Annotated in this window: 24 protein-coding genes and 1 tRNA gene; 13 read left to right on the top strand and 12 right to left on the bottom strand. The window is 34.2% G+C overall.

What is annotated here, in order from left to right; translation table 11 throughout:
• The first annotated feature begins 139 nt into the window (after window positions 1–139).
• Entirely contained in the window at window positions 140–622 is a 483-nt protein-coding gene (locus tag ACZ0AH_RS02345) for a nuclear transport factor 2 family protein (RefSeq protein WP_463474290.1), read from the top strand.
• A gap of 45 nt (window positions 623–667) precedes the next feature.
• Here ACZ0AH_RS02345 and ACZ0AH_RS02350 read toward each other — a convergent pair.
• Window positions 668–741, bottom strand: a tRNA-Ala gene (locus ACZ0AH_RS02350).
• 187 nt (window positions 742–928) lie between these two features.
• On the opposite strand from ACZ0AH_RS02350, the gene ACZ0AH_RS02355 reads away from it, so the two are divergent.
• The 3 genes from ACZ0AH_RS02355 (at window position 929) to ACZ0AH_RS02365 (ending at window position 3125) form a co-directional block, all read left to right on the top strand.
• Window positions 929–1693: an enoyl-CoA hydratase/isomerase family protein gene (locus tag ACZ0AH_RS02355; protein WP_463474291.1), complete on the top strand. Its 765-nt coding sequence runs from the start codon at window positions 929–931 to the stop codon at window positions 1691–1693.
• Window positions 1694–1831: 138 nt separating this feature from the next.
• The gene (locus tag ACZ0AH_RS02360) at window positions 1832–2281 is read left to right on the top strand and encodes a 6-pyruvoyl trahydropterin synthase family protein (RefSeq protein ID WP_463474292.1); all 450 of its coding nucleotides are present in this window, start codon (window positions 1832–1834) and stop codon (window positions 2279–2281) included.
• A 100-nt stretch (window positions 2282–2381) separates the two neighbouring features.
• On the top strand, window positions 2382–3125 hold the full coding sequence (locus tag ACZ0AH_RS02365) for a UDP-2,3-diacylglucosamine diphosphatase (protein WP_463474293.1): 744 nt from the start codon (window positions 2382–2384) through the stop codon (window positions 3123–3125).
• Window positions 3126–3129: 4 nt separating this feature from the next.
• Here the strand turns inward: ACZ0AH_RS02365 and ACZ0AH_RS02370 are convergent, their stop codons facing one another.
• The 7 genes from ACZ0AH_RS02370 to ACZ0AH_RS02400 form a co-directional block, all read right to left on the bottom strand.
• Entirely contained in the window at window positions 3130–4338 is a 1209-nt protein-coding gene (locus ACZ0AH_RS02370) for a cytochrome c3 family protein (protein WP_463474294.1), read from the bottom strand.
• Between the two features lie 84 nt (window positions 4339–4422).
• Window positions 4423–4779 (bottom strand): hypothetical protein, encoded by a 357-nt coding sequence (locus ACZ0AH_RS02375; protein ID WP_463474295.1) that lies wholly within the window; start codon window positions 4777–4779, stop codon window positions 4423–4425.
• A 445-nt stretch (window positions 4780–5224) separates the two neighbouring features.
• Window positions 5225–6505 (bottom strand): MFS transporter, encoded by a 1281-nt coding sequence (locus tag ACZ0AH_RS02380; RefSeq protein WP_463474296.1) that lies wholly within the window; start codon window positions 6503–6505, stop codon window positions 5225–5227.
• Window positions 6495–8195: a single-stranded-DNA-specific exonuclease RecJ gene (gene recJ / locus ACZ0AH_RS02385; RefSeq protein ID WP_463474297.1), complete on the bottom strand. Its 1701-nt coding sequence runs from the start codon at window positions 8193–8195 to the stop codon at window positions 6495–6497. Before recJ ends, ACZ0AH_RS02380 begins: the two co-directional genes overlap by 11 nt.
• A 221-nt stretch (window positions 8196–8416) precedes the next feature.
• The gene (locus ACZ0AH_RS02390; RefSeq protein ID WP_463474298.1) at window positions 8417–8761 is read right to left on the bottom strand and encodes a HopJ type III effector protein; all 345 of its coding nucleotides are present in this window, start codon (window positions 8759–8761) and stop codon (window positions 8417–8419) included.
• Between the two features lie 169 nt (window positions 8762–8930).
• On the bottom strand, window positions 8931–9650 hold the full coding sequence (rsmI, locus tag ACZ0AH_RS02395) for a 16S rRNA (cytidine(1402)-2'-O)-methyltransferase (protein WP_463474299.1): 720 nt from the start codon (window positions 9648–9650) through the stop codon (window positions 8931–8933).
• 101 nt (window positions 9651–9751) lie between these two features.
• Window positions 9752–10783 carry a hypothetical protein gene (locus ACZ0AH_RS02400; RefSeq protein WP_463474300.1) on the bottom strand — a complete coding sequence of 344 codons (1032 nt, stop codon included), beginning with the start codon at window positions 10781–10783 and terminating at the stop codon, window positions 9752–9754.
• Window positions 10784–11021: 238 nt separating this feature from the next.
• Between ACZ0AH_RS02400 and ACZ0AH_RS02405 the strand changes: the two genes are divergently transcribed.
• From ACZ0AH_RS02405 to ACZ0AH_RS02420, 4 genes are all read left to right on the top strand, one after another.
• Window positions 11022–11612, top strand: coding sequence for a thymidine kinase (locus ACZ0AH_RS02405; RefSeq protein ID WP_463474301.1), 591 nt, complete (start codon window positions 11022–11024; stop codon window positions 11610–11612).
• A 34-nt stretch (window positions 11613–11646) separates the two neighbouring features.
• Entirely contained in the window at window positions 11647–12075 is a 429-nt protein-coding gene (locus ACZ0AH_RS02410) for a hypothetical protein (RefSeq protein WP_463474302.1), read from the top strand.
• 104 nt (window positions 12076–12179) lie between these two features.
• The gene (locus ACZ0AH_RS02415) at window positions 12180–12437 is read left to right on the top strand and encodes a DUF6364 family protein (protein WP_463474303.1); all 258 of its coding nucleotides are present in this window, start codon (window positions 12180–12182) and stop codon (window positions 12435–12437) included.
• A gap of 5 nt (window positions 12438–12442) precedes the next feature.
• The gene (locus ACZ0AH_RS02420; protein WP_463474304.1) at window positions 12443–12850 is read left to right on the top strand and encodes a type II toxin-antitoxin system VapC family toxin; all 408 of its coding nucleotides are present in this window, start codon (window positions 12443–12445) and stop codon (window positions 12848–12850) included.
• A 152-nt stretch (window positions 12851–13002) separates the two neighbouring features.
• Here ACZ0AH_RS02420 and rpoN read toward each other — a convergent pair whose 3' ends face one another.
• From rpoN to ACZ0AH_RS02440, 4 genes are all read right to left on the bottom strand, one after another.
• Entirely contained in the window at window positions 13003–14463 is a 1461-nt protein-coding gene (gene rpoN, locus ACZ0AH_RS02425) for an RNA polymerase factor sigma-54 (RefSeq protein ID WP_463474305.1), read from the bottom strand.
• Window positions 14464–14573: 110 nt separating this feature from the next.
• Window positions 14574–14969, bottom strand: coding sequence for a GxxExxY protein (locus ACZ0AH_RS02430; protein WP_463474306.1), 396 nt, complete (start codon window positions 14967–14969; stop codon window positions 14574–14576).
• A gap of 192 nt (window positions 14970–15161) precedes the next feature.
• Window positions 15162–16607 carry an asparagine--tRNA ligase gene (gene asnS / locus ACZ0AH_RS02435; RefSeq protein ID WP_463474307.1) on the bottom strand — a complete coding sequence of 482 codons (1446 nt, stop codon included), beginning with the start codon at window positions 16605–16607 and terminating at the stop codon, window positions 15162–15164.
• 367 nt (window positions 16608–16974) lie between these two features.
• The gene (locus tag ACZ0AH_RS02440) at window positions 16975–19359 is read right to left on the bottom strand and encodes an efflux RND transporter permease subunit (protein WP_463474308.1); all 2385 of its coding nucleotides are present in this window, start codon (window positions 19357–19359) and stop codon (window positions 16975–16977) included.
• A 179-nt stretch (window positions 19360–19538) separates the two neighbouring features.
• Here ACZ0AH_RS02440 and ACZ0AH_RS02445 point away from each other — a divergent pair, with 179 nt between their 5' ends.
• The 5 genes from ACZ0AH_RS02445 (at window position 19539) to ACZ0AH_RS02465 (ending at window position 24501) form a co-directional block, all read left to right on the top strand.
• Window positions 19539–19868, top strand: coding sequence for a DMT family transporter (locus ACZ0AH_RS02445; RefSeq protein ID WP_463474309.1), 330 nt, complete (start codon window positions 19539–19541; stop codon window positions 19866–19868).
• A 157-nt stretch (window positions 19869–20025) separates the two neighbouring features.
• Entirely contained in the window at window positions 20026–20472 is a 447-nt protein-coding gene (locus ACZ0AH_RS02450) for a hypothetical protein (protein ID WP_463474310.1), read from the top strand.
• Between the two features lie 3 nt (window positions 20473–20475).
• Window positions 20476–21234 (top strand): sensor histidine kinase, encoded by a 759-nt coding sequence (locus ACZ0AH_RS02455; RefSeq protein WP_463474311.1) that lies wholly within the window; start codon window positions 20476–20478, stop codon window positions 21232–21234.
• Complete coding sequence (locus ACZ0AH_RS02460; protein WP_463474312.1) at window positions 21197–21916, top strand: LytR/AlgR family response regulator transcription factor; 720 nt, start codon at window positions 21197–21199, stop codon at window positions 21914–21916. Before ACZ0AH_RS02455 ends, ACZ0AH_RS02460 begins: the two co-directional genes overlap by 38 nt.
• Before the next feature lie 314 nt (window positions 21917–22230).
• Window positions 22231–24501: a cation:proton antiporter gene (locus ACZ0AH_RS02465; protein WP_463474313.1), complete on the top strand. Its 2271-nt coding sequence runs from the start codon at window positions 22231–22233 to the stop codon at window positions 24499–24501.
• The last annotated feature ends 105 nt before the right edge of the window (window positions 24502–24606 follow it).

Genomic DNA, 24606 nt, shown 5'->3' on the forward strand with positions numbered 1-24606 from the left:
ATGGAAATCAATTGATTTTGTGTGAATGAAAACTAAATATAATTAGAAAAAGTATGGGCTAAATTGCTTTTTGTCAAATCGCAAATCTTTTTATTCTCCATAGAACCACCTTTGTACTGATTAATTTAAAAGCAACAAAATGAAAGAGTTAACAACAGAGGAAAGGTTAATAAACCTTGAAGATGATTTGGCAATCAGAAACCTTGCGGCAAAGTTTGCCGATACTGCCACAAATGCCAATTATGAAGGATTAAAAGCGCTATGGAAATCAGACGGTGTTTTTACTATTAGTCTTCCATTTTATAATACCAGAACAGGAGCCGATGAAATTACTGCATTTATAAAAACACTGCGTGAAGAAAGAGATTTTTTTGTACAGTTCCTGCATTCGGGTGTTATTGAAGTCAACGGAAACCATGCAGCCGCAAGATGGATTATGCACGAAGTTGCACAAGGACCAGGTGAAAAGTATTATAACAACTATGGAATATTCGATGATAAAATGGAAAAAATCAACGGAGAATGGGTTTTTGTCAGCAGATCTTATGACTATATGTGGATTGATACCAATAAGTTTTCAGGGCAGACGGTTAAACTTCCTGAATATTATAAAACTAATTAAGTAAATAAAAAAACCGTATCACAATAAAGTAATACGGTTTTTTTGTGGAGAATATCGGATTCGAACCGATCACCTCTTGCCTGCCAGGCAAGCGCTCTAGCCAAATGAGCTAATCCCCCTTTTTTTGTTTGGAATTCCGCATTCGAACTATGACCTTCCCGATTAGATCGGGACGCTCTAGCCAAATGAGCTAATCCCCCAAAGCGATAGCAAATAAAGTCAATTAATTTTCAAAAAACAAATTTTAAAAAGGCTTCAACTGAAAATAGTTGTCAAAACCGTAACTTTACATTTCAAATTTATTTTATGAATACAGAAATTCAAAACGGTTCTTTAGAAACTACTATTCAAAACGCTGTTGCAACAGTTCAGTTTGGTCATCCGGCTAGTAATTCTTTTCCGCGTCAATTGTTGGATCGTCTTACGGCTGAAATTAATTTATTAAGTTCAAATACAGAAGTTTCGGTTATTATTTTGAAAAGCGAAGGAGCAAAGACCTTTTGTTCCGGCGCTTCGTTTGATGAACTTTTAGCGGTAGAAAATGAAGAACAAGGCAAGGAATTTTTCTCTGGTTTTGCCCATTTGTTAAACGCAATGCGTACTTGTTCTAAAATTATTATTGGCTGCGTTCAGGGAAAAGCTGTTGGAGGCGGAGTTGGTATTGCTGCAGCCTGCGATTATGTTTTGGCAACTCCGGAAAGTGCGATTAAGCTTTCGGAATTAGCAATCGGAATTGGGCCGTTTGTAATCGAACCGGCTGTTTCGCGTAAAATTGGAAAAATGGCAATGGCCGAAATGACGCTTGCAGCACACGAATGGAAATCGGCAGAATGGGCGCTTCAAAACGGAATTTATTCGGAAATTCATAGTGCAAATGAACTTGATAATGCGGTAGAAAATTTTGCTCAAAAACTGAGTTCATATAATCCTGAAGCTTTGGCTGAAATGAAAAAAATCATTTGGGAAGGAACAGATCATTGGGAAACATTATTGGTCGAACGCGCCGCCATTACAGGAAAATTAGTTTTGTCTGATTTTAGTAAAAATGCTTTGATACAATTTAAAAAATAATTAAAAGGAAAATTCCAAATAAAAAATTTCAAATTCCGATAAGAACTTAATACTATTGGGATTTGGAATTTTCTTTATTTGGAATTTATTATTTAAACGGTTATTAATTCGTAAATTTGCAACCTAAAATTCAAATCGATGAGTAATATCAGAATTACAAAACAATTTAGTTTCGAAACCGGGCATGCTTTATACGGTTACGACGGAAAATGCAAAAACGTTCACGGGCACAGTTATAAATTATCGGTAACGGTTATTGGTTCGCCAATTACGGATCGGTCAAATGTGAAATTCGGAATGGTAATCGATTTTTCGGATCTAAAGAAAATTGTAAAAGAAGAAATCGTCGATCAGTTTGATCATGCAACGGTTTTTAACGAAACTACACCACATATCGAATTGGCAAATGAATTGAAAAATCGCGGACATCACGTAATTTTAGTAGATTATCAGCCAACAAGCGAAAACATGGTTGTTGATTTTGCTGAAAGAATCGTGGCTCGTTTGCCAAAAGATATTTCTCTTTTCTCACTTAAACTTCAGGAAACAGAATCGTCTTTTGCAGAATGGTACGCAAGTGATAATTAGTCAAAAGCCGAAAGTCAAAAGTTCCACCAATCCATAATCTAGAACTCTAATATTCTAAGAAAGTCTAAATTCTAAGAAGTCTAACAATCTAATAATCTAAATGAAAAAAGTATATTTCGCTTCTGATCAGCATTTTGGAGCTCCAACGTCTGAGTTGAGTTTACCTCGCGAACAAAAATTTGTTGCCTGGTTAGATGTGGTGAAACACGATGCGGAAGCTATTTTTTTACTAGGCGATTTATTTGATTTTTGGTTTGAATATAAAACAGTTGTTCCTAAAGGTTTCGTTCGTGTTTTAGGAAAACTGGCAGAGCTTCGTGATAGTGGAATCCCGATTTACTTTTTTGTTGGAAACCACGATTTATGGATGAATGATTATTTTGAAACCGAATTGAATATTCCGGTTTATCATGATAATAAAGAATTTACTTTTAACGGAAAAACTTTCCTGGTTGGTCACGGCGACGGAAAAGGTCCCGGCGATAAAGGGTATAAACGAATGAAAAAGGTATTTACAAATCCGTTTTCAAAATGGCTTTTTCGTTGGTTACATCCGGATATAGGCGTGAGTTTAGCCCAATATTTATCGGTTAAAAATAAACTGATTTCTGGTGACGAGGATGTGAAATTTTTGGGTGAAGAAAACGAATGGCTGGTTTTATATGCCAAACGTAAACTTGAAACGAAACATTACAATTACTTTATTTTCGGACATCGTCATTTACCCATGATTATTCCTGTTGGCGAAGAATCAAAATACGTAAATCTAGGCGACTGGATAGGATATTTTACCTACGGTGTTTTTGATGGCGAAACTTTTGAACTTCAAAAATTCGAACAATAAAGTATTATTTAGTGATTGGATAAATTCCAATTTTGTGCGTTCTCAAAATATAATCTGACATTTGTTTACTATCTGAAAGCTGAAATTTAATAGCCCCGGATGATTTTTTCGGCATATGACATTCCACACAATTGTTTGCCAATAATGTTCCCGACATTGTTTTTAAAGTAGTCGCATTGTGTTTGAAATCCTGATGACAGCTCATACAGATTTTTGAATAGGAAGCCAGGTTTTTAGAAGCATTCTCATGTGGATTATGACACGTAATACAATCCATTTTTTCGCTATTTATAAAACATTTACTCTGCGACATCAAACGAAATTGATTGCCGTGAACATCAAATTTTGCCGTATCTGTTACACTTCTTGTATTTCTGTAAAAATCAGATAAATTATCTCCGGGTTTAAAATCAAAACGCGATTTCATTTTCATTCCGTCATTTCCTGCGTGACAAAGCGCACAGGCATCCAGTTTTTGCTGTCTGTTTAAGGTTTTATAACTTGTAATACTATTGGCAACTTTAATATTTGGATTTTTAGTATGAAACTCAACGTGTTTTTTCGCTGGTCCGTGGCAGCGCTCGCAGTCAATTCCGTAAACAATAGTTCTTTTGTCAATTATATCTTCAACATCCATAGAAAGAAAGTTCTTTTCTGCAGAATTTTGTTCAATATATCTGCTGCTGGCATTTGATGCATGGCACGAATAGCAATCTTTCACCACCATTCGGTCAAAATAAGGTTTGTCTGCCGGATATCCCGGACTTGTAGCCCAGCCATGTATAGAATTATAATAAGAAAGTGGTAATTCGTAGGTATTATGGTCACGCCAATAAACGGAAGTTTGGGCATGTTTTATGCCAAATACAATATCATAAGGATGAGCTTCGACTTCTTTTCCGTTTTTGTATAAAACCTGATAAAGACTGTCGTTGCGCTGTTCCATGACTAATTTTGTGTTTTTATCATAGATAAAAACGTGATTTCCTTTATTAAAATCGCCCAGGACATTTTCTAAAGTTGCGGGTGCAGTTGCTTTGAAGTGAGAAGTCTTTAAAGCCATATCATATTGGGTCTGATGGCATTGAATACAACTTTCAGAACCTGCGTAGTCAGTACCACGTGGATCAATATAATCATCAGATTTATTGCTGCAGTTTGAAAAGAAAACCGCTAAAATCAGTATGGTAAAAAGTATTCTTAATTTTTTCATTGCTGTAAATATACTTTTTTTTGAAGAAAATCAAAATATATTTCAATAATGAAAAAATAGATGTTAAAATATTTAGAATGCTTTTTAATTCAGGCCAACTCCGTAAACATATTCGTCAAGGTCAATTCTGAACAAAGAACCTTCAACTAAATCTTTAATTGATTTTAATTCGGTTATAGAAACAGCCAAGTCAATAGAATCGCATGGTGTTTTTAATAGAAATTTATGACACGAATTTTTTAATTCGCAAGCTTCACAACATGCATTTTCGATCATGCTGTCTTCGATTAAATCACAAAAATGATTCAATTCCTGAATTGTAAAATAGAAACCGGTTTCCTTAAAAACCAATTGCACTTTATCTAAAATCGTTTCGTTTTCCTTTTTCCAGTAAAAAGCAATTCCAAAGCTGTTATGATATATTTGCTCTATTTCTCTCATCGTAGATCATTTTATTCCAACAAATATAAATATTATTTATATTAATTCTAAATTAAAAAATCATAAAATTAGAAAAATATTTAGCCTTTTTTAAATGATATATATTCATTTAAAAAAGGCTAAATATTAAGTTTTCTTATATCAGCAGGCATAAAGAAAAAAAAGAAAACAGATTCCAATATTTCACCAAAAATTCCGTTGATCAACCAGCCTAAGCCAATGATAACGGGAGAAATAACATACAATGAAAAGTGAAAAGACAACTTTATAAAAGGCTTTAGATATAAAAAAAATAATAGCACAGCTGACACATAAAGTAAAATTTTAAATATCAAAAGTATATTTGAACTCAAACTTACTTCAAAAACAATACGGATAAAGAAATTAATCAATAAAAGAATTAGTGATGTTATATGTATATTAAGAAGTACTTTTTTTAGTTTTCTCATTCCATATTCTGATGATCATTCATATCTTTTTGAAGATCTAATTTTCTAAATGTTGGTGATTTTAATGCTGTTACAATAACAGTCAAAAGTGTGATGCTTCCTCCAAAAACAACAGAGGTTACAGTTCCCATTAATTTAGCTGTTGCGCCACTTTCAAAAGCGCCTAATTCATTAGAAGATCCAACAAAAATTGAATTTACAGCACCAACACGTCCACGCATATGATCAGGAGTTTTAAGCTGTAAAATCGTTTGACGGATTACGACGGAAATTCCGTCTGCAAGTCCACTCAAAAATAAAGCGAAAACAGAAAGCCAGAATGACGTAGAAAGTCCAAATAAGATGATAGATAACCCGAAAACAAATATGGCAATTAAAAGTTTCTTTCCTGCATTTTTATACAAAGGCACATAAGCAGAAACGAGCATCGTAATGAAAGCGCCTACTGCAGGAGCGGCTCTTAATATACCAAAACCTTCAGCACCAACTTTTAAGATATCCTGCGCAAAAACAGGCAATAACGCTACAGCGCCTCCAAAAAGTACTGCAATCATGTCAAGCGATAAGGCGCCTAAAACAATTTGGTTTCTAAATACGAAAGTTAAACCTTCTGTAAGACTATCTTTTATTGATTCTCCAATCTTTGGATTTGTGATTGGTTTTTTACTGATTTGTGATAAGGCAATCAGGGAAAGAATTGAGAATCCAAAAACGAGGCACATTGACCAGTGAACGCCAATCCAGTTAATGGAGAATCCAGCAAGCGCCGGTCCCATAACGGCTCCGATTTGCCAAACCGAACTGCTCCATGTAGCAGCATTTGGATATGCTTTTTTAGGAATAATCAGCGATAGCAGAGAGAAAATAGTTGGGCCAAGAAAAGCTCTGACTAATCCACCCAAAAAAACTAAAGCATAAATGGAATATAAAATAACAGTTGGAGATAAGTCGCCAACAACTTTTGGCCAGGTCACTAAAAACAATCCGAAACTAATTACAGAAAATCCCAGAATACATTTTACCAATAATCCCTTCTTTTCCTTTTGGTCCACAATATGTCCGGCAAACAATGCCATAGAAATTGCCGGAATAACTTCCATTAAACCAATAATTCCTAATGAAAGCGGGTTTTTAGTTAAACTATAAACTTCCCATTCTATTACGATAAACTGCATTGCCCAGGCAAAAACCATGGCAAAACGCAATAATAAAAAAACATTAAATTCTCTGTAGCGCAAAGCCTGATACGGATCTGCTTTTTTTGTTTTATCTGTCATTTGTTCTAATATCTTTTAACATAAGTTGTGTCGAAACGTTCCCGTTCCATTCGTTTTCAGCCAAAGAATAAGCGAGCTGAAAAGGGTTTTGGTTTCTTGTAATATCTATTTTTTTGCCTAATCCAAAACCAATTGCAGCAATTCCGTCCGAGTTATGTTGTTTTACAAAAAGCCTCAAATGTTCTTCGTCTGCACCCAACGTTTTGGCATAGCCTGTATCTTTTACGTCTTTTGTCATAAAAACCGGCGTCATATTTAAAGGTCCAAAAGGTTCAAATTGTTTTAAAATTCGGATCAGTTTTGGGGTAATATCTGTAAAGTTGATTTCAGCATCAACTTCTATTTCCGGCGTTCTCATTTCGGGTAAAATAGTTTCTGATACTTGTTTTTCAAAAGCATCTTTAAAGGGTTTGTAATTTTCGGCTTTTATAGTCATTCCGGCCGCGTACATATGTCCTCCAAATTGTTCCAAATGATGCGCACAAGCATCTAAGGCATTGTAAACGTCAAAGCCTTTTACAGATCTTGCGGATGCTGCATATTTATCGCCGCTTTTGGTAAAAACCAAAGTTGGGCGGTAATAGGTTTCGATCAATCGTGAAGCTACAATCCCAATTACGCCTTTGTGCCAGTCTTCCTGAAAAACAACGGTTGAAAATCGTTCTTCTTCCTGATTTTCTATAATTTGTAGAAAAGCTTCTTTAGTGATTTTTTTGTCTAAATCTTTTCGATCAGAATTGTATTGTTCAATTTCTGAAGCAAATTGCTGTGCTTGCTCAAAGTTGAATTCGGTTAACAATTCCACCGCATGATTGCCGTGTTTGATTCTTCCCGCTGCATTTATTCGGGGCGAAATAATAAAAACAACATCAGTAATATCCAACGTTTTCTTTTTTACCTGATGCACCAAAGCCTTGATTCCAGGTCTTGGTTCGCCATTAATAACCTGTAATCCGAAATAAGCTAAAACCCGATTCTCGCCCGTTATCGGGACAATATCTGCGGCAATTGCGGTAGCAACTAAATCAAGATACGGAACAAGATCTTCGATTGTTTCGTTATTGTTTTTTCCAAGAGCCTGAATCAGTTTAAAGCCAACGCCACAACCACACAATTCATCATAAGGATAGGAGCAATCTTCTCTTTTTGGATCCAGAATCGCAACAGCGTCCGGGAGAAATTCTCCGGGTCTGTGGTGATCGCAAATAATAAAATCGATGTTTTTTGCTTTCGCGTAAGCGATATGATCTATAGATTTGATGCCGCAATCGAGCGCAATGATTAACGAAAATCCGTTGTCATCGGCAAAGTCAATTCCTTTAAAGGAAATTCCATAACCTTCGTCATAACGATCCGGAATATAAGTGGCAATATTTGGATAATGTGATTTTAAATACGATGAAACTAATGAAACGGCTGTCGTTCCGTCAACATCATAATCACCAAAAACCAGAATATTTTCCTGATTTTCTATTGCTGATTCTATTCTGGAAACGGCTTTGTCCATGTCTTTCATCAGGAACGGATCATGAAGATGTTCTAATGAAGGGCGAAAGAAATTTTTGGCATCTTCAAAAGTTTCGATACCACGCTGAATCAAAAGTGTTGCTACAAAATCTTCTACATTCAAGGCTTGCGCCAAATGTTTGATTTTATCTTCAGAAGGTTTTGGTTTCAATGTCCAACGCATTTTTTATTGTAGATTTTAGTCCCGAAGCTTCGGGATTGATTTTAGATTTTAGAAAGCGTTTAATCAATACTCAAATAATTTATCCGTTTTACCTTTGTCAAAGTTTTAAACTTTGACAAAGGTTTTTGATGTACTGTTGTCAAATCAAGCATCCCAAACCTCGGGAGAAATTCTTTGCTTGGCTTCGACTTCGCTCAGCCTGACAAACTAATTAAATATTTTTATTTTACTTCTAATGCGTTTCCTTCAAACTTAATTCCGTCCCAACCTGTGTTGATGAAATTTCTAATGTTTTGATGATTGGTTCCGTTTGGATCTCCTAAAACTTCGTCGAAATAATAAGCGCCAAAAGCAGCTAAAGTTTCTTCCTTGCTTAAGTTTTGTAATTTCGCGAAAGCAAATAATTTACAAGAACCGGAGTTTTCTCCTGCTGCGTTATGCTGTGTTCCGTTTTGGAAAGTAGTTGGAGTAAAGTTGTAATTATCTTCGATTGTAGCAATAGTTTCAGCGAAAGCTACTTTAGTTGGATTTTGTTTTAATTTTTCTAAAAATGCTTGAATGCTCATGATTATAATTTAAGTTTTTTTGCCACAGATTAAATGATTAAAAGATTCCAATATTTTTTTTTGCCACAAATTACACAAATTTCCACAAATTTAATTCGTGGAAATTTGTGTAATTCGTAGCAAACCATTTATTAATCTGAGGTAATCTGTTAATCTGTGGCTAATATTTTTATTCTTCTTCATCCTTCGAAAATTTACTTTTCTTAGGTTCTTTTATTATTGTTTTTCCGGCAACGACCACTACGATTTCGCCACGTGGCGCTGTTTTTTCGAAATGAGTTAAAACTTCTCTTGCGGTTCCGCGAACATTTTCTTCGTGTAATTTTGATAATTCTCTTGAAACGCAAACTTGTCGATCTTCTCCAAAATACTGAATAAATTCGGCTAAAGTTTTAACAAGTTTATGTGGCGAAACGTATAAAATCATCGTTCTGGTTTCTTCGGCTAAAGCCAAAAACCGAGTCTGACGTCCTTTTTTATCAGGCAAAAAACCTTCAAAAACAAACTTGTCGTTTGGTAATCCGCTGTTTACTAAAGCGGGAACAAAAGCTGTTGCACCAGGCAAACATTCCACTTCAATTTTATTTTCGACACAAGCGCGTGTCAATAAAAATCCGGGATCAGAAATTGCCGGAGTTCCTGCATCAGAAATTAAGGCGATAGTTTCGCCGGCTTTCAAACGCGCAATTAAATTTTCGGTTGTTTTATGCTCGTTGTGCATGTGGTGGCTGTGCATGTGCGTGCCAATTTCAAAATGCTTCAACAGTTTTCCACTCGTTCTGGTATCTTCGGCCAAGATCAAATCGACTTCTTTCAAAATCCTGATAGCACGAAAAGTCATGTCTTCAAGATTGCCAATTGGCGTTGGAACGATATATAATTTAGACATAATTTTTTTAATATTTAACACAGATTGCACGAATTAGCACGAATGATTACAATGCTAAAAATTTCACGAAAATAATTAGTGTAAATCTGTGAAATTCGTGTTTAAGAGAATTTTTTCTCTACAATTCCCAGAAAACGTTCTGCATAATCATCTTTTCCTTCCCAGTTATTATAGTCCGGTTTTACCATATTTTCGATAAAATCCAGTGCTTCATTATAAGAATCAAAAGTCAGTAATTGATTTAAAACACGGCTATAATCTTCTGAACTATTTCCGAAAAGGTTTTTTGTAAAAGCAATTCGGTCATTTAGATCAATATGAAAACCTTTTGCCAGTTTTTCGTTTAAAGTAACTGCTTTTGGTTCTGATTTTTCTGCAACGACAGTGTCAAAAATTGATTTTGTCTCTTTATATTCAGGAATTGACGGAGTAGGAGGTACGGCTTCAAAACTATCAACTTTTACAAATTGAGCGTCGGCATAATTAATTCCAAAATCTTCAAATGCAATCGAAACAGGATTTGGTTTTGACGGAATATCAGCTTTTGGTTCTTCTTTTATGTCTTCGATTTTTTCTATACTATCAAATTCAAAAGCAGGTTTAAAATCCGGAATTGGTTTTAAATCGCTTATCGTTGTAAAAGAAAGTTCTTCCGCAGCTTCTATTTCTTTTTTAGGTTCAAAAACAGGTTCTTCTATTTTCTCAAAAATGGGTTCTTCTATAACTTCTGAAATTGGTTCAGGAATAGTTTCAATAACTGGCTCCGGAATTACTTCTTCGGGAATTTCAGCAATAATTTCCTGAGGAATTTCTTCAGCTTTGATTTCTTCAATTTCAGTTTCAGCTAGTGTTTCAACCGGAGTTTCTTCAACTGCAATTGGGGTTTCTGTTTGAACTTCTGTCGAAATTATTTCTTCTTTTTCAAAAATAGATTCTATTTCAGCATTAATTTCGCTGTGTCCGCCAATTGTTGGTTTTAACGTGTCGAAATTTTCCTCTACAAATTTTAAAACCGCTAGTTTTTCATATAATTTCTGTGTTTCAAGATACAATTGATTGATATCGGATTTGTTTTTAAGCTTTAAAATTCGATGTGCAATGCTGATTAAATCGGCTTCCAATTTTTTTTTCATAACTGTTGAAATTATAGTGAATAGGGTATTTTAGTATATTTTGTATTTGAATGTTTTTATTCTGGATAGAAATCTGACAGATATTTTTTTATTTCTGTTAATAAGCGTTCGCGAATCTCCGATTTAATAAAAATTTTCTACTTTTGAAAAAACGTAAAAAACAGTAATTTTTTGCGTCAATTTATTGCCAGTACAAAGTAATAAAAACTATTCATTTTTAAAGGTAGAAAAATACAAAATGTTTCTCGAAAATACAGTAAATCACAAAGAACAATTTGGTTGGATTGAAGTTATTTGTGGATCAATGTTTTCGGGTAAAACCGAGGAGTTAATCCGCAGATTAAAACGCGCCCAATTTGCCAAACAAAGAGTCGAAATCTTTAAACCTGCTATTGATACCCGCTATCATGACGAAATGGTGGTATCGCATGATGCCAACGAAATTCGCTCAACTCCCGTTCCGGCTGCTGCAAATATTGCGATTTTAGCACAAGGCTGCGATGTTGTCGGGATCGATGAAGCGCAGTTTTTTGATGATGAAATTGTTACCGTTTGTAATAATCTTGCCAATCAGGGAATTCGTGTGATCGTTGCAGGACTTGATATGGATTTTAAAGGTAACCCTTTCGGCCCAATGCCAGCACTTATGGCAACTGCCGAATATGTAACCAAGGTTCACGCTGTTTGCACCCGAACCGGAAATCTTGCCAATTATAGTTTCCGTAAAACCGATAATGATAAATTGGTAATGCTTGGTGAAACCGAAGAATATGAGCCGCTAAGTCGTGCTGCGTATTACAATGCAATGAAAAAAAGCCAGGATAAATAGATTCACTTTTTTTCTTCATAAAACAAACTCAAAGATGCAGGAACCAACAAAGAAAAAGAAATCAATTGTTTTAATAATAAGTGCAATTATTGCATTATCAGTCGCTTTAATTTTCTATTTCTCTTTTAAGGAACCTGCTGCAGATACTGAAATGGTCGAATTGGTTGCCAAATACAATGATAATTGTCCTTTAACGATTCAGGAAGGAATTCGTTTGGATAATGTTACTTTGCCGAAAGATAAAATTGTGCAGTACAATTTGACTTTATTAAATGTTGAAAAGGAAACAGCAGAAATTCAGACCATAAAAGAAAATATTGAACAAAGTCTGCTTAGCACCGTTAAAGCAAATCCAGGACTTAAAGTATTTCGGGATAATGGTTTTACCTTGATTTATAATTATGATGATAAAAAGGAAAATTATTTGTTTAAGATTACGATAACGCCAGAACAGTATAAATAATTTAGCGATTTAATATAAAATAAAACCCGACAATTTTTGAATTCGTCGGGTTTGTTATTTGTACGGATAAGATTATTATATTTGTACGTATAAAATGTAAAATCATGGATGCAAAATTAACGTTGAAGTTAGATAAAAGCGTAATTGAAAAAGCTAAAATTTATGCTGCAGAACATCAACATAGCTTATCGCTTTTAGTTGAGAATTATTTAAAAGCAATTACAGAGAAAGACAAATCTGTAAATGATGTTGTTGAAATAAGTTCTTTTGTGAAAAGTTTTACGATAGGAAAAGGAGAAACTCCTGGAGATTTCGATTATAAAGAAGCTAGACAAGAACATTTATCTGAAAAATATAAATAATAGATATGAATTTATTTTTGGATACTAATGTATTGATCGATTTGATTGATAAAAGAGAGCCTTTTTATAATGATACTGCTATAATTGCTTCAATGGCAGAAAATAAAAAACTAAAATTAGCAGCTTCATCTCTGTCTTTTGTAAATACTGTTTACGTTGTTTCGAGAAATATTGAAGAAAAGCTTATTTTAGATGCCTTAAAAAAGTTCCGAATTATATGTAGCGTTTCTACTATAGATGAAATTGTTATTGACAAAAGTTTAATTTCAAAGTTTAATGATTTTGAAGATGCTGTACAGTATTTTAGTGCATTACATCATAAATGTGATTTTATAATTACCCGAAATAAAAAAGATTTTAAAAATTCTGAAATCCCTATTATGACACCATCGGAATTTTTAGCTTCTTTATAAAAAAACAAACCCTACAAATTTTGAATTTGTAGGGTTTGTTTTTTTATATACATTTAAACTGGACTGAAGTCCAGCCCTACAATATAATACGTTCCTACGGAACTTAGAAAAGAGCCTTTGGCTCGGCTTATGTTGTTTATTAATTTCAAGAATTAAATTTTCTTCCTCATTCTCGCTACTGGAATATCCAGTTGTTCACGGTATTTTGCAATAGTTCTTCTTGCAATCGGATATCCTTTTTCTTTCAAAATATCCGCTAATTGATCGTCTGGCAAAGGTTTCTTTTTATCTTCTTCTTCAATCGTGTTTTTAAGAATTTTTTTGATTTCTAAAGTCGAAACATCTTCACCCTGATCGTTTTTCATCGCTTCAGAGAAAAACTCTTTGATTAGTTTTGTTCCGTATGGAGTTTCAACATATTTGCTGTTTGCAACACGCGAAATCGTCGAAATATCCAAACCAACCATATCCGCAATGTCTTTTAAGATCATTGGTTTTAGTTTGGTTTCGTCACCATCTAAAAAGAATTCTTCCTGATAATGCATAATCGCATTCATGGTTACAAAAAGCGTTTCCTGACGTTGTCTGATCGCATCGATAAACCATTTAGCCGAATCCAGTTTTTGCTTGATAAACTGCACCGCATCTTTTTGCGCCGATGATTTATCACGGGAATCCTTATACGTCTGCATCATTTCCTGATAATCTTTAGAAACGTGCAATGACGGAGCATTTCTTCCGTTTAAAGTCAGTTCAAGTTCGCCGTCAACAATTCTGATCGCGAAATCAGGAACCACATTTTCGGTTACTTTGTTGTTTCCCGTAAAAGATCCACCCGGTTTTGGGTTTAATCTTTCGATTTCGTGAATCGCTTTTTTAAGCTGTTCGTTCGAAACCGCGTATTTCTGCAATAATTTATCGTAATGTTTTTTGGTAAAAGCATCAAACTGATTTTCGATAATATCAATCGCTAAATCAACATATTCAGTTGGTGTTTTGTGCTTTAGTTGCAATAATAAACATTCCTGTAAATCACGCGCCCCAACTCCCGAAGGTTCAAGTTCATGAATAACCTGAAGCATCTTTTCGACCATTTTCTCATCAGTATAAATACCTTGGGTAAACGCCATATCATCTACAATATCCGGAACGCTCCTGCGGATATAACCCATATCATCAATACTTCCAACAAGGAATTCGGCGATTTCGCGTTCCTCATCATTCAGAATAAAAGTATTCAGCTGATTGATTAAATCCTGATGAAAACTTATAGGAGATGCAAAAGGAGTTTCTCTTTCTTCGTCTTCGCCATAATTATTAACCTGAGTTTTATAATCCGGCGTATCGTCGTCGCTTAAATATTCGTCGATGTTAATGTCGTCTGCTTCGATTCTGTCAGATTCGGCATCATCATAATCGTCGAATTCTTCATTTGCGAATTCATCCGCTTCGTATTCGTCTTCTTTTCCAGCTTCCAGAGCCGGATTTTCGTTCATTTCTTCTAATAAACGTTGCTCAAAAGCTTGCGTAGGCAATTGAATTAACTTCATCAGCTGAATTTGCTGTGGAGATAATTTTTGTGATAATTTTAAATTTAAAAATTGCTTTAGCATAATAAGGCACTAATTTTTTAGCCACTAAGACGCGAAGGCGCAAAGTTTTTTGTTTTTTTGCCACAAAGTCACAAAGACACAATGGCTTTATTTTGTTTAACTTGAAATGTTTAATATCCTCTTTTTGTATTTATAAATCTTCTAATGCCACTTTTTATTAAGGGTACATTAAAATTAATTAAGAAGCCTAAATCTTTATTAAGCAATTTTAATTGACTTATAATTTGTGCTTCCCAAACTGGATTTATCTGTTCAACTGCTTTTATTTCTATAATTATAGAATTTTCAATTAAAAGATCTAATCGTAATCCTTCGCTAAATTCAATTCCATCATAAACAATCGGAATATCGACTTGGCGCTTTACATCAAGACCAGCTTTTGCAATTTCATGAGCCAAACAAACTTCATAAACTCTTTCTAATAATCCAGGTCCAAGTTGTTTATGAACTTTATAGGCAGAGTTAACAATTATTCTTCCAATTTCTTCCGTTTTTTCAGAGAGCATAATATTTTTATATTTGCCACGAGACGCTAAGGTGCAAAGTTTTTTATTTTTGAAATTTGTTAAATCTTCAGTTATAATAAAATAATACTTGTGAATTTGTGTCTTCGTGGTATTATTTTAATTTTTTTGAGTCTTTAATCAGTTAAAAAAATAAACTTAGTGTCTTTGTGCCTTCGTGGCAAATCCTTTTTTCTAAAACTCTGCATTTCCAGGAGTTCTCGGGAAAGGAATTACGTCTCTAATGTTTGTCATTCCGGTTACAAACAATACCAAACGCTCAAAACCTAAGCCGAAACCTGCGTGCGTTGCAGAACCAAATCTTCTGGTATCTAAATACCATGATAATTCTTCTTCGTCAATTTCCAGGGCTTTCATTTTTTCGATCAGAACATCGTAACGCTCTTCTCTTTCAGATCCGCCAACAATTTCTCCAATTCCAGGAAAAAGGATATCCATTGCACGAACGGTTTCTCTTCCCGGTTCTGTGTTATCATTCAAACGCATATAAAACGCTTTAATGTTTGCCGGGTAATCGTATAAAATTACCGGACATTTAAAGTGTTTTTCAACTAGGAAACGCTCGTGTTCTGACTGTAAATCAGCTCCCCATTCGTTGATGATATAGTTGAATTTTTTCTTTTTATTCGGAGTAGAATCTCTCAAAATATCAATTGCTTCCGTATAAGAAACACGTTTGAAGTTGTTCTCCAAAACGAAATTTAATTTCTCTAACAAAGGCATTTCGCTTCTGTCTGCCTGAGGTTTTGATTTTTCTTCTTCAATAAGTCTTCCTTCCAAAAACGCCAAATCATCTTTACAGTTGTCTAACGCATATTTTATAACGTACTGAATAAAATCTTCAGCCAAATCCATATTGTCATCCAAATCATTGAAAGCAACTTCCGGCTCAATCATCCAAAACTCAGCAAGGTGACGGGAAGTATTTGAATTTTCTGCTCTAAAAGTTGGTCCAAAAGTATAAATCTGACCCAAAGCCATTGCAAAAGTTTCACCTTCTAATTGTCCTGAAACCGTTAAGTTGGTTTCTTTTCCAAAGAAATCTTCTTTATAGTTTACTTTTCCGTCTTCAGTTCTTGGTGTATTGTCGAAAGGCAAAGCTGTAACTTTAAACATTTCTCCTGCACCTTCGGCATCAGAACCTGTAATAATTGGCGTATTTACATACACAAAACCTTTTTGTTGAAAATAGTTGTGAACCGCAAATGACAATACCGAACGCACACGCATAATTGCTCCAAAAGCATTTGTACGAACACGTAAATGTGCATTTTCTCTCAAGAATTCTAAAGAATGTTTTTTAGGCTGCATTGGGAATTTCTCCGCATCAGAATCGCCTAATATTTCAAGTTTTGTAACCTGAATTTCATATTTCTGACCCGCACCTTTGCTTTCAACCAAAGTTCCGATAACAGAAACCGCAGCTCCGGTAGTGATTCTTTTTAAAGTTTCTTCCGGTGTATTTTCAAAATCAACAACACATTGTATATTATTAATGGTAGAACCGTCATTAAGCGCGATAAACTGATTATTTCTAAAAGTTCTCACCCATCCTTTTGCATTAACTTCCTGAAGCGTCGTAGTACTGTTTAATAAGTCTTTAACTTTTGTGTGTTTCATTTTAATTTTAGATTTTAGATTGCTGATTTTAGATTAAAATAAAAATCAGTGTTTTTATATCGAGTTGCAAATATAAACGATAATAATTAATTTTTGAAGCTGTTTCCTGCTATCCGCTATATCTTTTTATTGCTAAAGAAGCAAGAAAAAAGGATACTCCCGAAGTTTCGGGACTATCAAGGCTAGGGCAATCGTTTTTAAAAGTCCTATTTTGTCATTGCGAGGAAAGGAGAAATCTCACGGCAATAAGACATGAAGCTTGATTTAGCAGATGAGATTGCTTCGTTCCTCGCAAAGACCAAACTTGTGTGTATAACTTTGTCAAAGTTTTGAACTTTGACAAAGTTTACGTGATATTTATTTCGTGCTAATTCGTGAAATTCGTGTTTCCTTCCAATCCCTCCAAATCCTCTTTCTTAGCTTTCTTCTTTTCAAAAGTCAAAACCAACGAAGGTAAAACCACTAAATTCGCAAACATGGCAAATGCCAATGTACAAGAAATTAATCCACCAAGCGCAATTGTTCCGCTAAAGCTTGAAAGGGTGAAAGTAGCAAATCCTAAAATTAAAACTACCGAAGTATAAAAAGTACTAATTCCAGTTTCTCTCAAAGCACTAAAAACTGATTTTTTGACTTTTCCGTTGCTTTGAATTAAATCATGTTTGTATTTCGCCATAAACTGAATCGCATTATCAACCGAAATCCCAAACGCAATACTGAATACTAAAATTGTAGAAGGTTTTAGCGGAATCCCGAAATAACCCATTAATCCCGACGTAATACAAAGCGGTAAAACATTCGTAATTACCGATGCAAAAACCATTTTGAACGAACGGAATAAATACAGCATTAATACTGCAATTACTAAAATCGCGAAAATCAACGATTCAATTAAATTGTCAACCAAATACGATGTTCCTTTCTGGAAAACCAGTGCTTTTCCGGTAACGGTAACTTCATAACGATCAGAAGGAAAAATTTCATCAATTTTAGCATGTAATTTTTTCTCGACTTTCGCCATTTCATCCGTACCAATATCTCTCATAAAAGTGGTGATTCGGGCATATTGTCCAGTCGAATCTACATAACTTTTCATCAAATTATCCTTGCTGTTTTTCGTTGCATTTTTGGCATAACCCAAAATAAACGTTTGTTCCTGCGATGTTGGCAATTGGTAATATTCAGGATTTCCGTTATAAAAAGCCTGTTTCGAATATTTAACCAAATTCACAACAGAAACCGGTTTCGACAATTCCGGCATACTTGCAATCGTGTTTTGCAATTCGTCCATTTTACGCATCGTCGATAACTTCATAACACCTTTTTTGTGTTTGGTGTCAATCATTATTTCGAGTGGCATTACACCATTAAACTCTTTTTCGTAAAATAAAATATCTTTAAAGAAAGAAGCACTTTTTGGCATTTCGCCAATCAAACTTCCCGAAACTTTCATTTGCGCAACCCCAATAACACTAAAAACCAAAAGCAAACCGTAAATAGTGTAAATTACTTTTCGTTTGTTTTTTACCACATTTTCTACAAAATCCAATAAAGTCGAAATGTAAGTTTTCGTTAAATGATACAAATGTTTTTCTCCCGGAACCTGCATGAAACTGTATACAATTGGCACGATTAAAAGTGTCAGTAAATAAACCGAAATCACATTGATAGAGGTTACCAAACCAAACTCAAAAAGCAAGTCATTTCCGGTAATCATAAACGTCGCAAAACCTATCGCAGTCGTTAAATTCGTCATTAAAGTCGAAACTCCAATTTTAGAAATAATACGCTGCAATGCTTTTGCCTGATTATTATGCAGTTTAATTTCCTGCTGGTATTTATTGATCAGGAAAATACAATTCGTAATCCCGATAACAATAATTAAAGGCGGAATAATTGCCGTTAAAATCGTGATTTTATAATGAAATAATCCAAGTGTTCCAAACGACCAGATTACGCCAACAATTAAAATACAAATCGAAATAAATGTTGCTCTGAACGAACGGAAAAAGAAAAAGAAAATCAAGGAAACCGTGAACAAAGCAGCGCCAATAAAAAGTCCGATTTCGCCTTTCATATTCGCGGCATTAATCGTTCTGATATATGGCATTCCCGAAACTTTCAGATCGATTCCGGTTGTTTTTTCGAACTTGTCGATTTTCGGAACCAGATTTTCCAGGATAAAAGTTTTTCTTTCGGCTGTATTTACAAGCGCTTTATTGATGTAAACTGCTGATCTAATACTGCCGCTTTCTTTATTAAAAAGCAAACCTTCGTAAAAAGGTAAATTATGAAATAAATCGTATTGTATCTTTTTTAAATATTCAGGATCAGTTGCTTTGCTTTGATCTATAAACGGAGATAAAACAAATTTTTCGTTAACGGTATCTTTTTCCAGTTTCTTTAAATCGTTCAAAGAAACCACCAAATCTACTTCTTTAGAGTTTTTTAAACCCGTCATTAATTCATTCCAGGCTGCATAATTTTTTGGTGTAAAAAATTTCGAGTCCTGAAAACCTATTACAACAAGATTTCCTTCTTCGCCAAATTTGTCAAGAAATTTTTGATAATCTTTATTTGCGATATGATTTTTAGGAAGCAAATTCGCTTCGGTATACGTCATAGCAAGGTTTTTCCATTGATAACCAAGGAAAATTGTCAGGGCCAAAACCCCAACAAGTATCGCAATTCTATTTTTAAGTATGATGCGGGCTAATTTTTCCCAAAATCCAACTTGTACGGCGTTTTTCATAAAATTTGTAAAATGGATGCAAATGTAGTGAAAAGTGCTCTAAATCATAAATTATCACTTCGCTTTTTACTGTTTGTTAACATAATTGGTATTATGGTTTTTAGGAAAAATTAGATGTTTTCTACAATTCTAACGTTAGCTTTTCTCATATTTGTATTTAATTTAAAAATGAGAAGAAAATGAACTGGATTTTATTAATTATTGCAGGACTTTTTGAAGTTGGATTTGCATCGTGTTTAGGCAAAGCCAAGGAAACAAGCGGAATTCTATCAACGTATTGGATGGGTGGTTTTTTTATCTGTCTGACTATTAGTATGGTTTTGCTTTATAAAGCCACGCAAGTATTGCCAATTGGGACTGCATATGCCGTTTGGACAGGAATTGGAGCAGTTGGAACTGTTTTAGTTGGAATTTTTATCTTTAAGGAACCGGCAACTTTCTGGAGAATATTTTTTCTTTCGACTCTAATCGCTTCGATTATTGGATTGAAGTTTGTTTCCAGTCATTAATTTTGGAAAGCGGGTGACGCGGATTAAACGGATTTACGCAGATAAGTTTACTTTTATTAACAATAAAATATGCGATAGATTTCATTAATTTGACAGATTTATAAAAATCCTTTTATTCTGATAACCATCGGAGTGGTAAAAAAACTTTTACATTATAATGAATCCTAAAAAGATTAAAATAATAACTATTGTTCTGAGTTTAGGAGTTTTTGTACTTTCATTAACTCAAAATGCAGTTGTAACTTTCTTTTATAATAAAACAAATATTGCCGCTTCATGGGAATATTTTCTAATGGGAGCCATTGCATTTCTTGGTGGCGGACTTTCTGAAGAGATAATCTGGTTAGCAAATCCTTTGAGTTTGATAGCAATCATTTACTTGATTAATAACAAAGATGGTGCTCTCGTATTAAGTCTGACTGCTTTATTTTTAGCAATTTCTTTTGCTTCATGGAATGCAATATTAGGAGCTGAAAGTGGTTCAATGGCAAAGATCGTTTCTTTAGAGTTAGGGTATTATCTTTGGGTGTTGAGTATATTGATATTAACAATTGGAATTTGGATTCATAATAAAGCATTATTAAATACACCGTTAGAAGAGTAACATATGCAGGACAATACAATCACTTTTATTTTTCTGGCAATCCTTTTATTGCTAATCGTCATTATCTGTTTTTTGATGTATCAATTGATGCAGTTCAAAAAAGCGAAAGATGATGCCGAAAAGAGTTTCTATGCGCTCGAAATGAAAGTGAATGATTTGCAGTTAGAAACTTTGGAATCAAAACTGAATCCCCATTTGTTTAAGAATATTTTGAATTCGATTCAGTCGCACGCTTATCAAACTTACTTTGCATTGGATAAGTTGGCGAATGTTCTGGATTATATTTTATACGAAAGCAAAAAGAAATTTGTCACGGCAAAAGAAGAAATTGATTTCGCTTTGAATTTAATCGAAATCAATAAAATCAAAATCAGTCCACTTTTTGAGTTGAAGATAAAGACCAATATTAACAAGGAAGATAAATTATACGATCAGCCATTATTAGCGCCTTTAATTTCGATCGACTTAATAGAAAATGCCTTTAAACACGCTGATTTGCAAAGTGCCGATGCTTTTATTTCGGTTGTTTTTGAGTTTCGGGATAATTCTTTTTTCATGACGGTTTCAAATAAAATCTCCAATAAAAAAGTATTAAAGAAAGAACGAAGCGGTTTTGGTCATGGAACTTTAGAACACCGTTTGCGAATCATTTATAAGAATAACTTCAAATTAGAAAAATTTGTAGAAAACGATATTTATATAGCTCATCTAAAAATAGATTTACTTGAATACAAAACTGAAATGCTTGCTTCTGGACGATGAGTTGCCCGGATTAACGTACTTAAAAATGCTTTGCGAACAAATTCCCGAAGTAGAAATTGTAAAAACGTTCAATAATCCAGAAAAACTCCTTGCCGATATTCCCAATCTCGATTTTGATTTGTTAATATCAGATATCGAAATGCCGGGAATCGATGGTTTGCATTTGGCAGAAATGCTCGATAATAAATTGGTCATTTTTTGTACGGCTTATAAAGAATATGCTGCAGAAGCTTTTAATATTGATGCAGTAGATTATATTACAAAACCGGTAAAATTGGAGCGTTTGCAAAAAGCGATCTCAAAAGCTTTTGAACGTTTTCATAAACCGGAAAGCACTAAGAAATTTATTCAGTTAAATACTGATAAAGGGAAAACGTTACTGTATTTCAATCAGATTCAATACATCAAAACGGCGGTTAGCGATAGCCGCGATAAAACAGTTTTATTAATTGATGGAAGTTTCCTGAATTTAAAAAATGTAAAATTTGATACACTTCTGCAAGAATTACCCGAAGCTGATTTCTGCCGAATAAACAAAAAAGAAATTGTGGCAGTAAAAGCAATTAAGTTTTTTAATCACAACGAAATTGTTTTGCATCATTTAGAAAAAAAGGATAAAAACAGCACGTTAATTTTGAGCGAAACGTATCGTTCTGAGTTTTTGAAAAAGGTAAAAATCTAAAACAAACTGTATAATTTATACTTGTCAGGCTGAGCGAAGTCGATGCCATTTTTGTGTAATCAAGCCTTCGACTTCACTCAGGATGACAGTTGTTTTTTTGAGAAATAATATAAAGTAAGATTTGTCAGGCTGAGCGAAGTCGAAGCCATTTTAGGTAATAAAGCTTTTGACTTCGCTCAGCCTGACAATCGAAATCACAACTTATTACAAAGTTTTTCGGACTTGTTACATACATTGAAAATTAGGTTTCAAATTCCTTTTTCACGTAATTCCCAGTTCTGATATTTGCACCACTAAAATTAAAAAAATGAGTTATGAATAACATAAAAAACTCTTTGTTTTACGTTACTGTTATTGGTGGTTTTACAGCTCTGATATATTGGGTAATTTTAAAAGGCGCATCGCTTGAAGTAGGACGCGGAATCATACATAAACAAATTGTAGGCAATCATTGGAATGATTTTCTGAATTCAATGGTCGAAAACTTACAGCATCCTTTGGCTATTTTATTGGCTCAGATTGTGACTATTATTTTAGTTGCGCGTTTGTTCGGATGGGTTTTTAGAAAAATAGGGCAGCCATCTGTAATCGGTGAAATGATTGCCGGTATTGTTTTGGGGCCATCTTTAGTCGGAATGTATTTTCCGGAATTCTCAGCAGCTTTATTTCCAAAAGAATCTTTAGGGAACTTACAATTTTTAAGTCAGATTGGTTTAATCCTTTTCATGTTCGTCATCGGAATGGAATTGGATTTGAAAGTATTAAAAAATAAAGCACACGATGCTGTTGTAATCAGTCACGCCAGTATTGTAATTCCTTTTGCGCTTGGTTTATCACTCGCCTATTTTATATACCATACTTTTGCTCCGGTTGGAGTTGAGTTTGCTTCTTTCGGTTTATTTATGGGAATTGCCATGAGTATTACTGCATTTCCGGTTTTGGCCAGAATCGTGCAGGAGCGAGGCATGCAAAAAACAAAACTCGGAACCATTGCCATTACTTGTGCTGCGGCAGATGATATTACGGCCTGGTGTATTTTGGCAGTTGTAATTGCAATTGTAAAAGCAGGTTCATTTACGAGTGCCTTATATGTAATTGGTTTAGCGATTCTGTACGTAATTGTAATGCTAAAAATAGTTCGCCCGTTCCTGAAACGTGTTGGAGATTTAAATTCTACTCGCGAAAGTTTGAATAAGCCCGTTGTAGCTATTTTCTTTATCACACTTTTATTCTCTGCTTATGCTTCAGAATTAATTGGAATCCACGCTTTGTTCGGAGCTTTTTTAGCTGGCGCAATTATGCCTGAAAATAATAAATTCAGAAATATTTTTATCGAAAAAGTCGAAGACGTTGCCATTATCGTTTTATTGCCATTATTCTTTGTGTTTACGGGTTTGCGTACACAAATAGGTTTGTTAAATGATCCTTATTTATGGAAAGTAACCGGAGTAATTATTGCGGTTGCCGTTGCCGGAAAATTCTTAGGAAGTGCTTTTGCTGCAAAATTTGTTGGACAAAGCTGGAAGGATAGTTTGGCAATTGGAGCCTTAATGAATACGCGCGGTTTAATGGAATTGGTGGTCTTAAATATTGGTTATGATTTAGGAGTTCTTTCGACGGAGATTTTTACCATGATGGTTATTATGGCTTTGGTAACCACTTTTATGACTGGTCCGGCTTTAGATTTTATCGGATTTATATTTAAAGATAAAATTACCGCGATTCCACAGGAAATCGGAAATAAAAGCAAATACAAGATTTTATTATCGTTTGCAACTCCTGAAAGAGGAAAGAAATTACTAAAAATCGCCAATAGTTTAGTTAAAAAACAAGGCGATAATTCGATTGTAACGGCAATGCATTTGTCATTAAGTACCGAGATACATTCGTTTGATGTAAAAGATCACGAACGGAAAATGTTAGTTCCGGTTATTCAGGAAGCAGAAAACCTGAATCAAAATATGATTAGTGTTTTTAAAGTAACGAATGATATTGATACCGATATTATCGATACGGCAAATCAGGGCGAATATGACTTATTATTGGTCGGTTTAGGTCAGTCTATTTTTGATGGAACTTTGCTTGGGAAAATCCTTGGTTTTACAACCCGGATTGTAAATCCGGATCGTTTGATCGATAAGTTTACAGGAAAAGAAGGTTTGTTCGAAAATTCTCCTTTTGATGAAAGAACCCGTCATATAATTGCAAAAAGCAAAATGCCGGTCGGAATTTTTATTGATAAGGAACTCGAAGAAGTAAATCAGGTTTTTATGCCGGTTTTTAGCCAGGAAGATTCTTTTTTAATTGATTATGCCAAGAAATTAATCAATAATAATGGTTCGCAGATTACAGTTTTAGATGCTAGCGGCGAGGTAAAAAGTACGCGTGATATTCAGGAAAGTATACGTTCAATCGAACAAATTGCACCAAATCATATTATGATTATGCACGACAGAACAATCAAAAAAGAATTTTTAGAAAGCCAAAATATTATGATTATTAGTTTAGACAGTTGGAAAAAACTAATCGAATCTCAAAGTATCTGGTTGAATAATACGCCTTCGGTTTTGATTTTGAAACCTTAAAGGGAAAAGAATTCCAAATAAAAAATCCCAAATCCCAATTTATGATTGGAGTTTGGGATTTTTTTGTTCTCTTTTTTTGTCATTGCGAGGAACGAAGCAATCTCA

The sequence above is a fragment of the Flavobacterium sp. AC105 genome, from assembly GCF_979258495.1.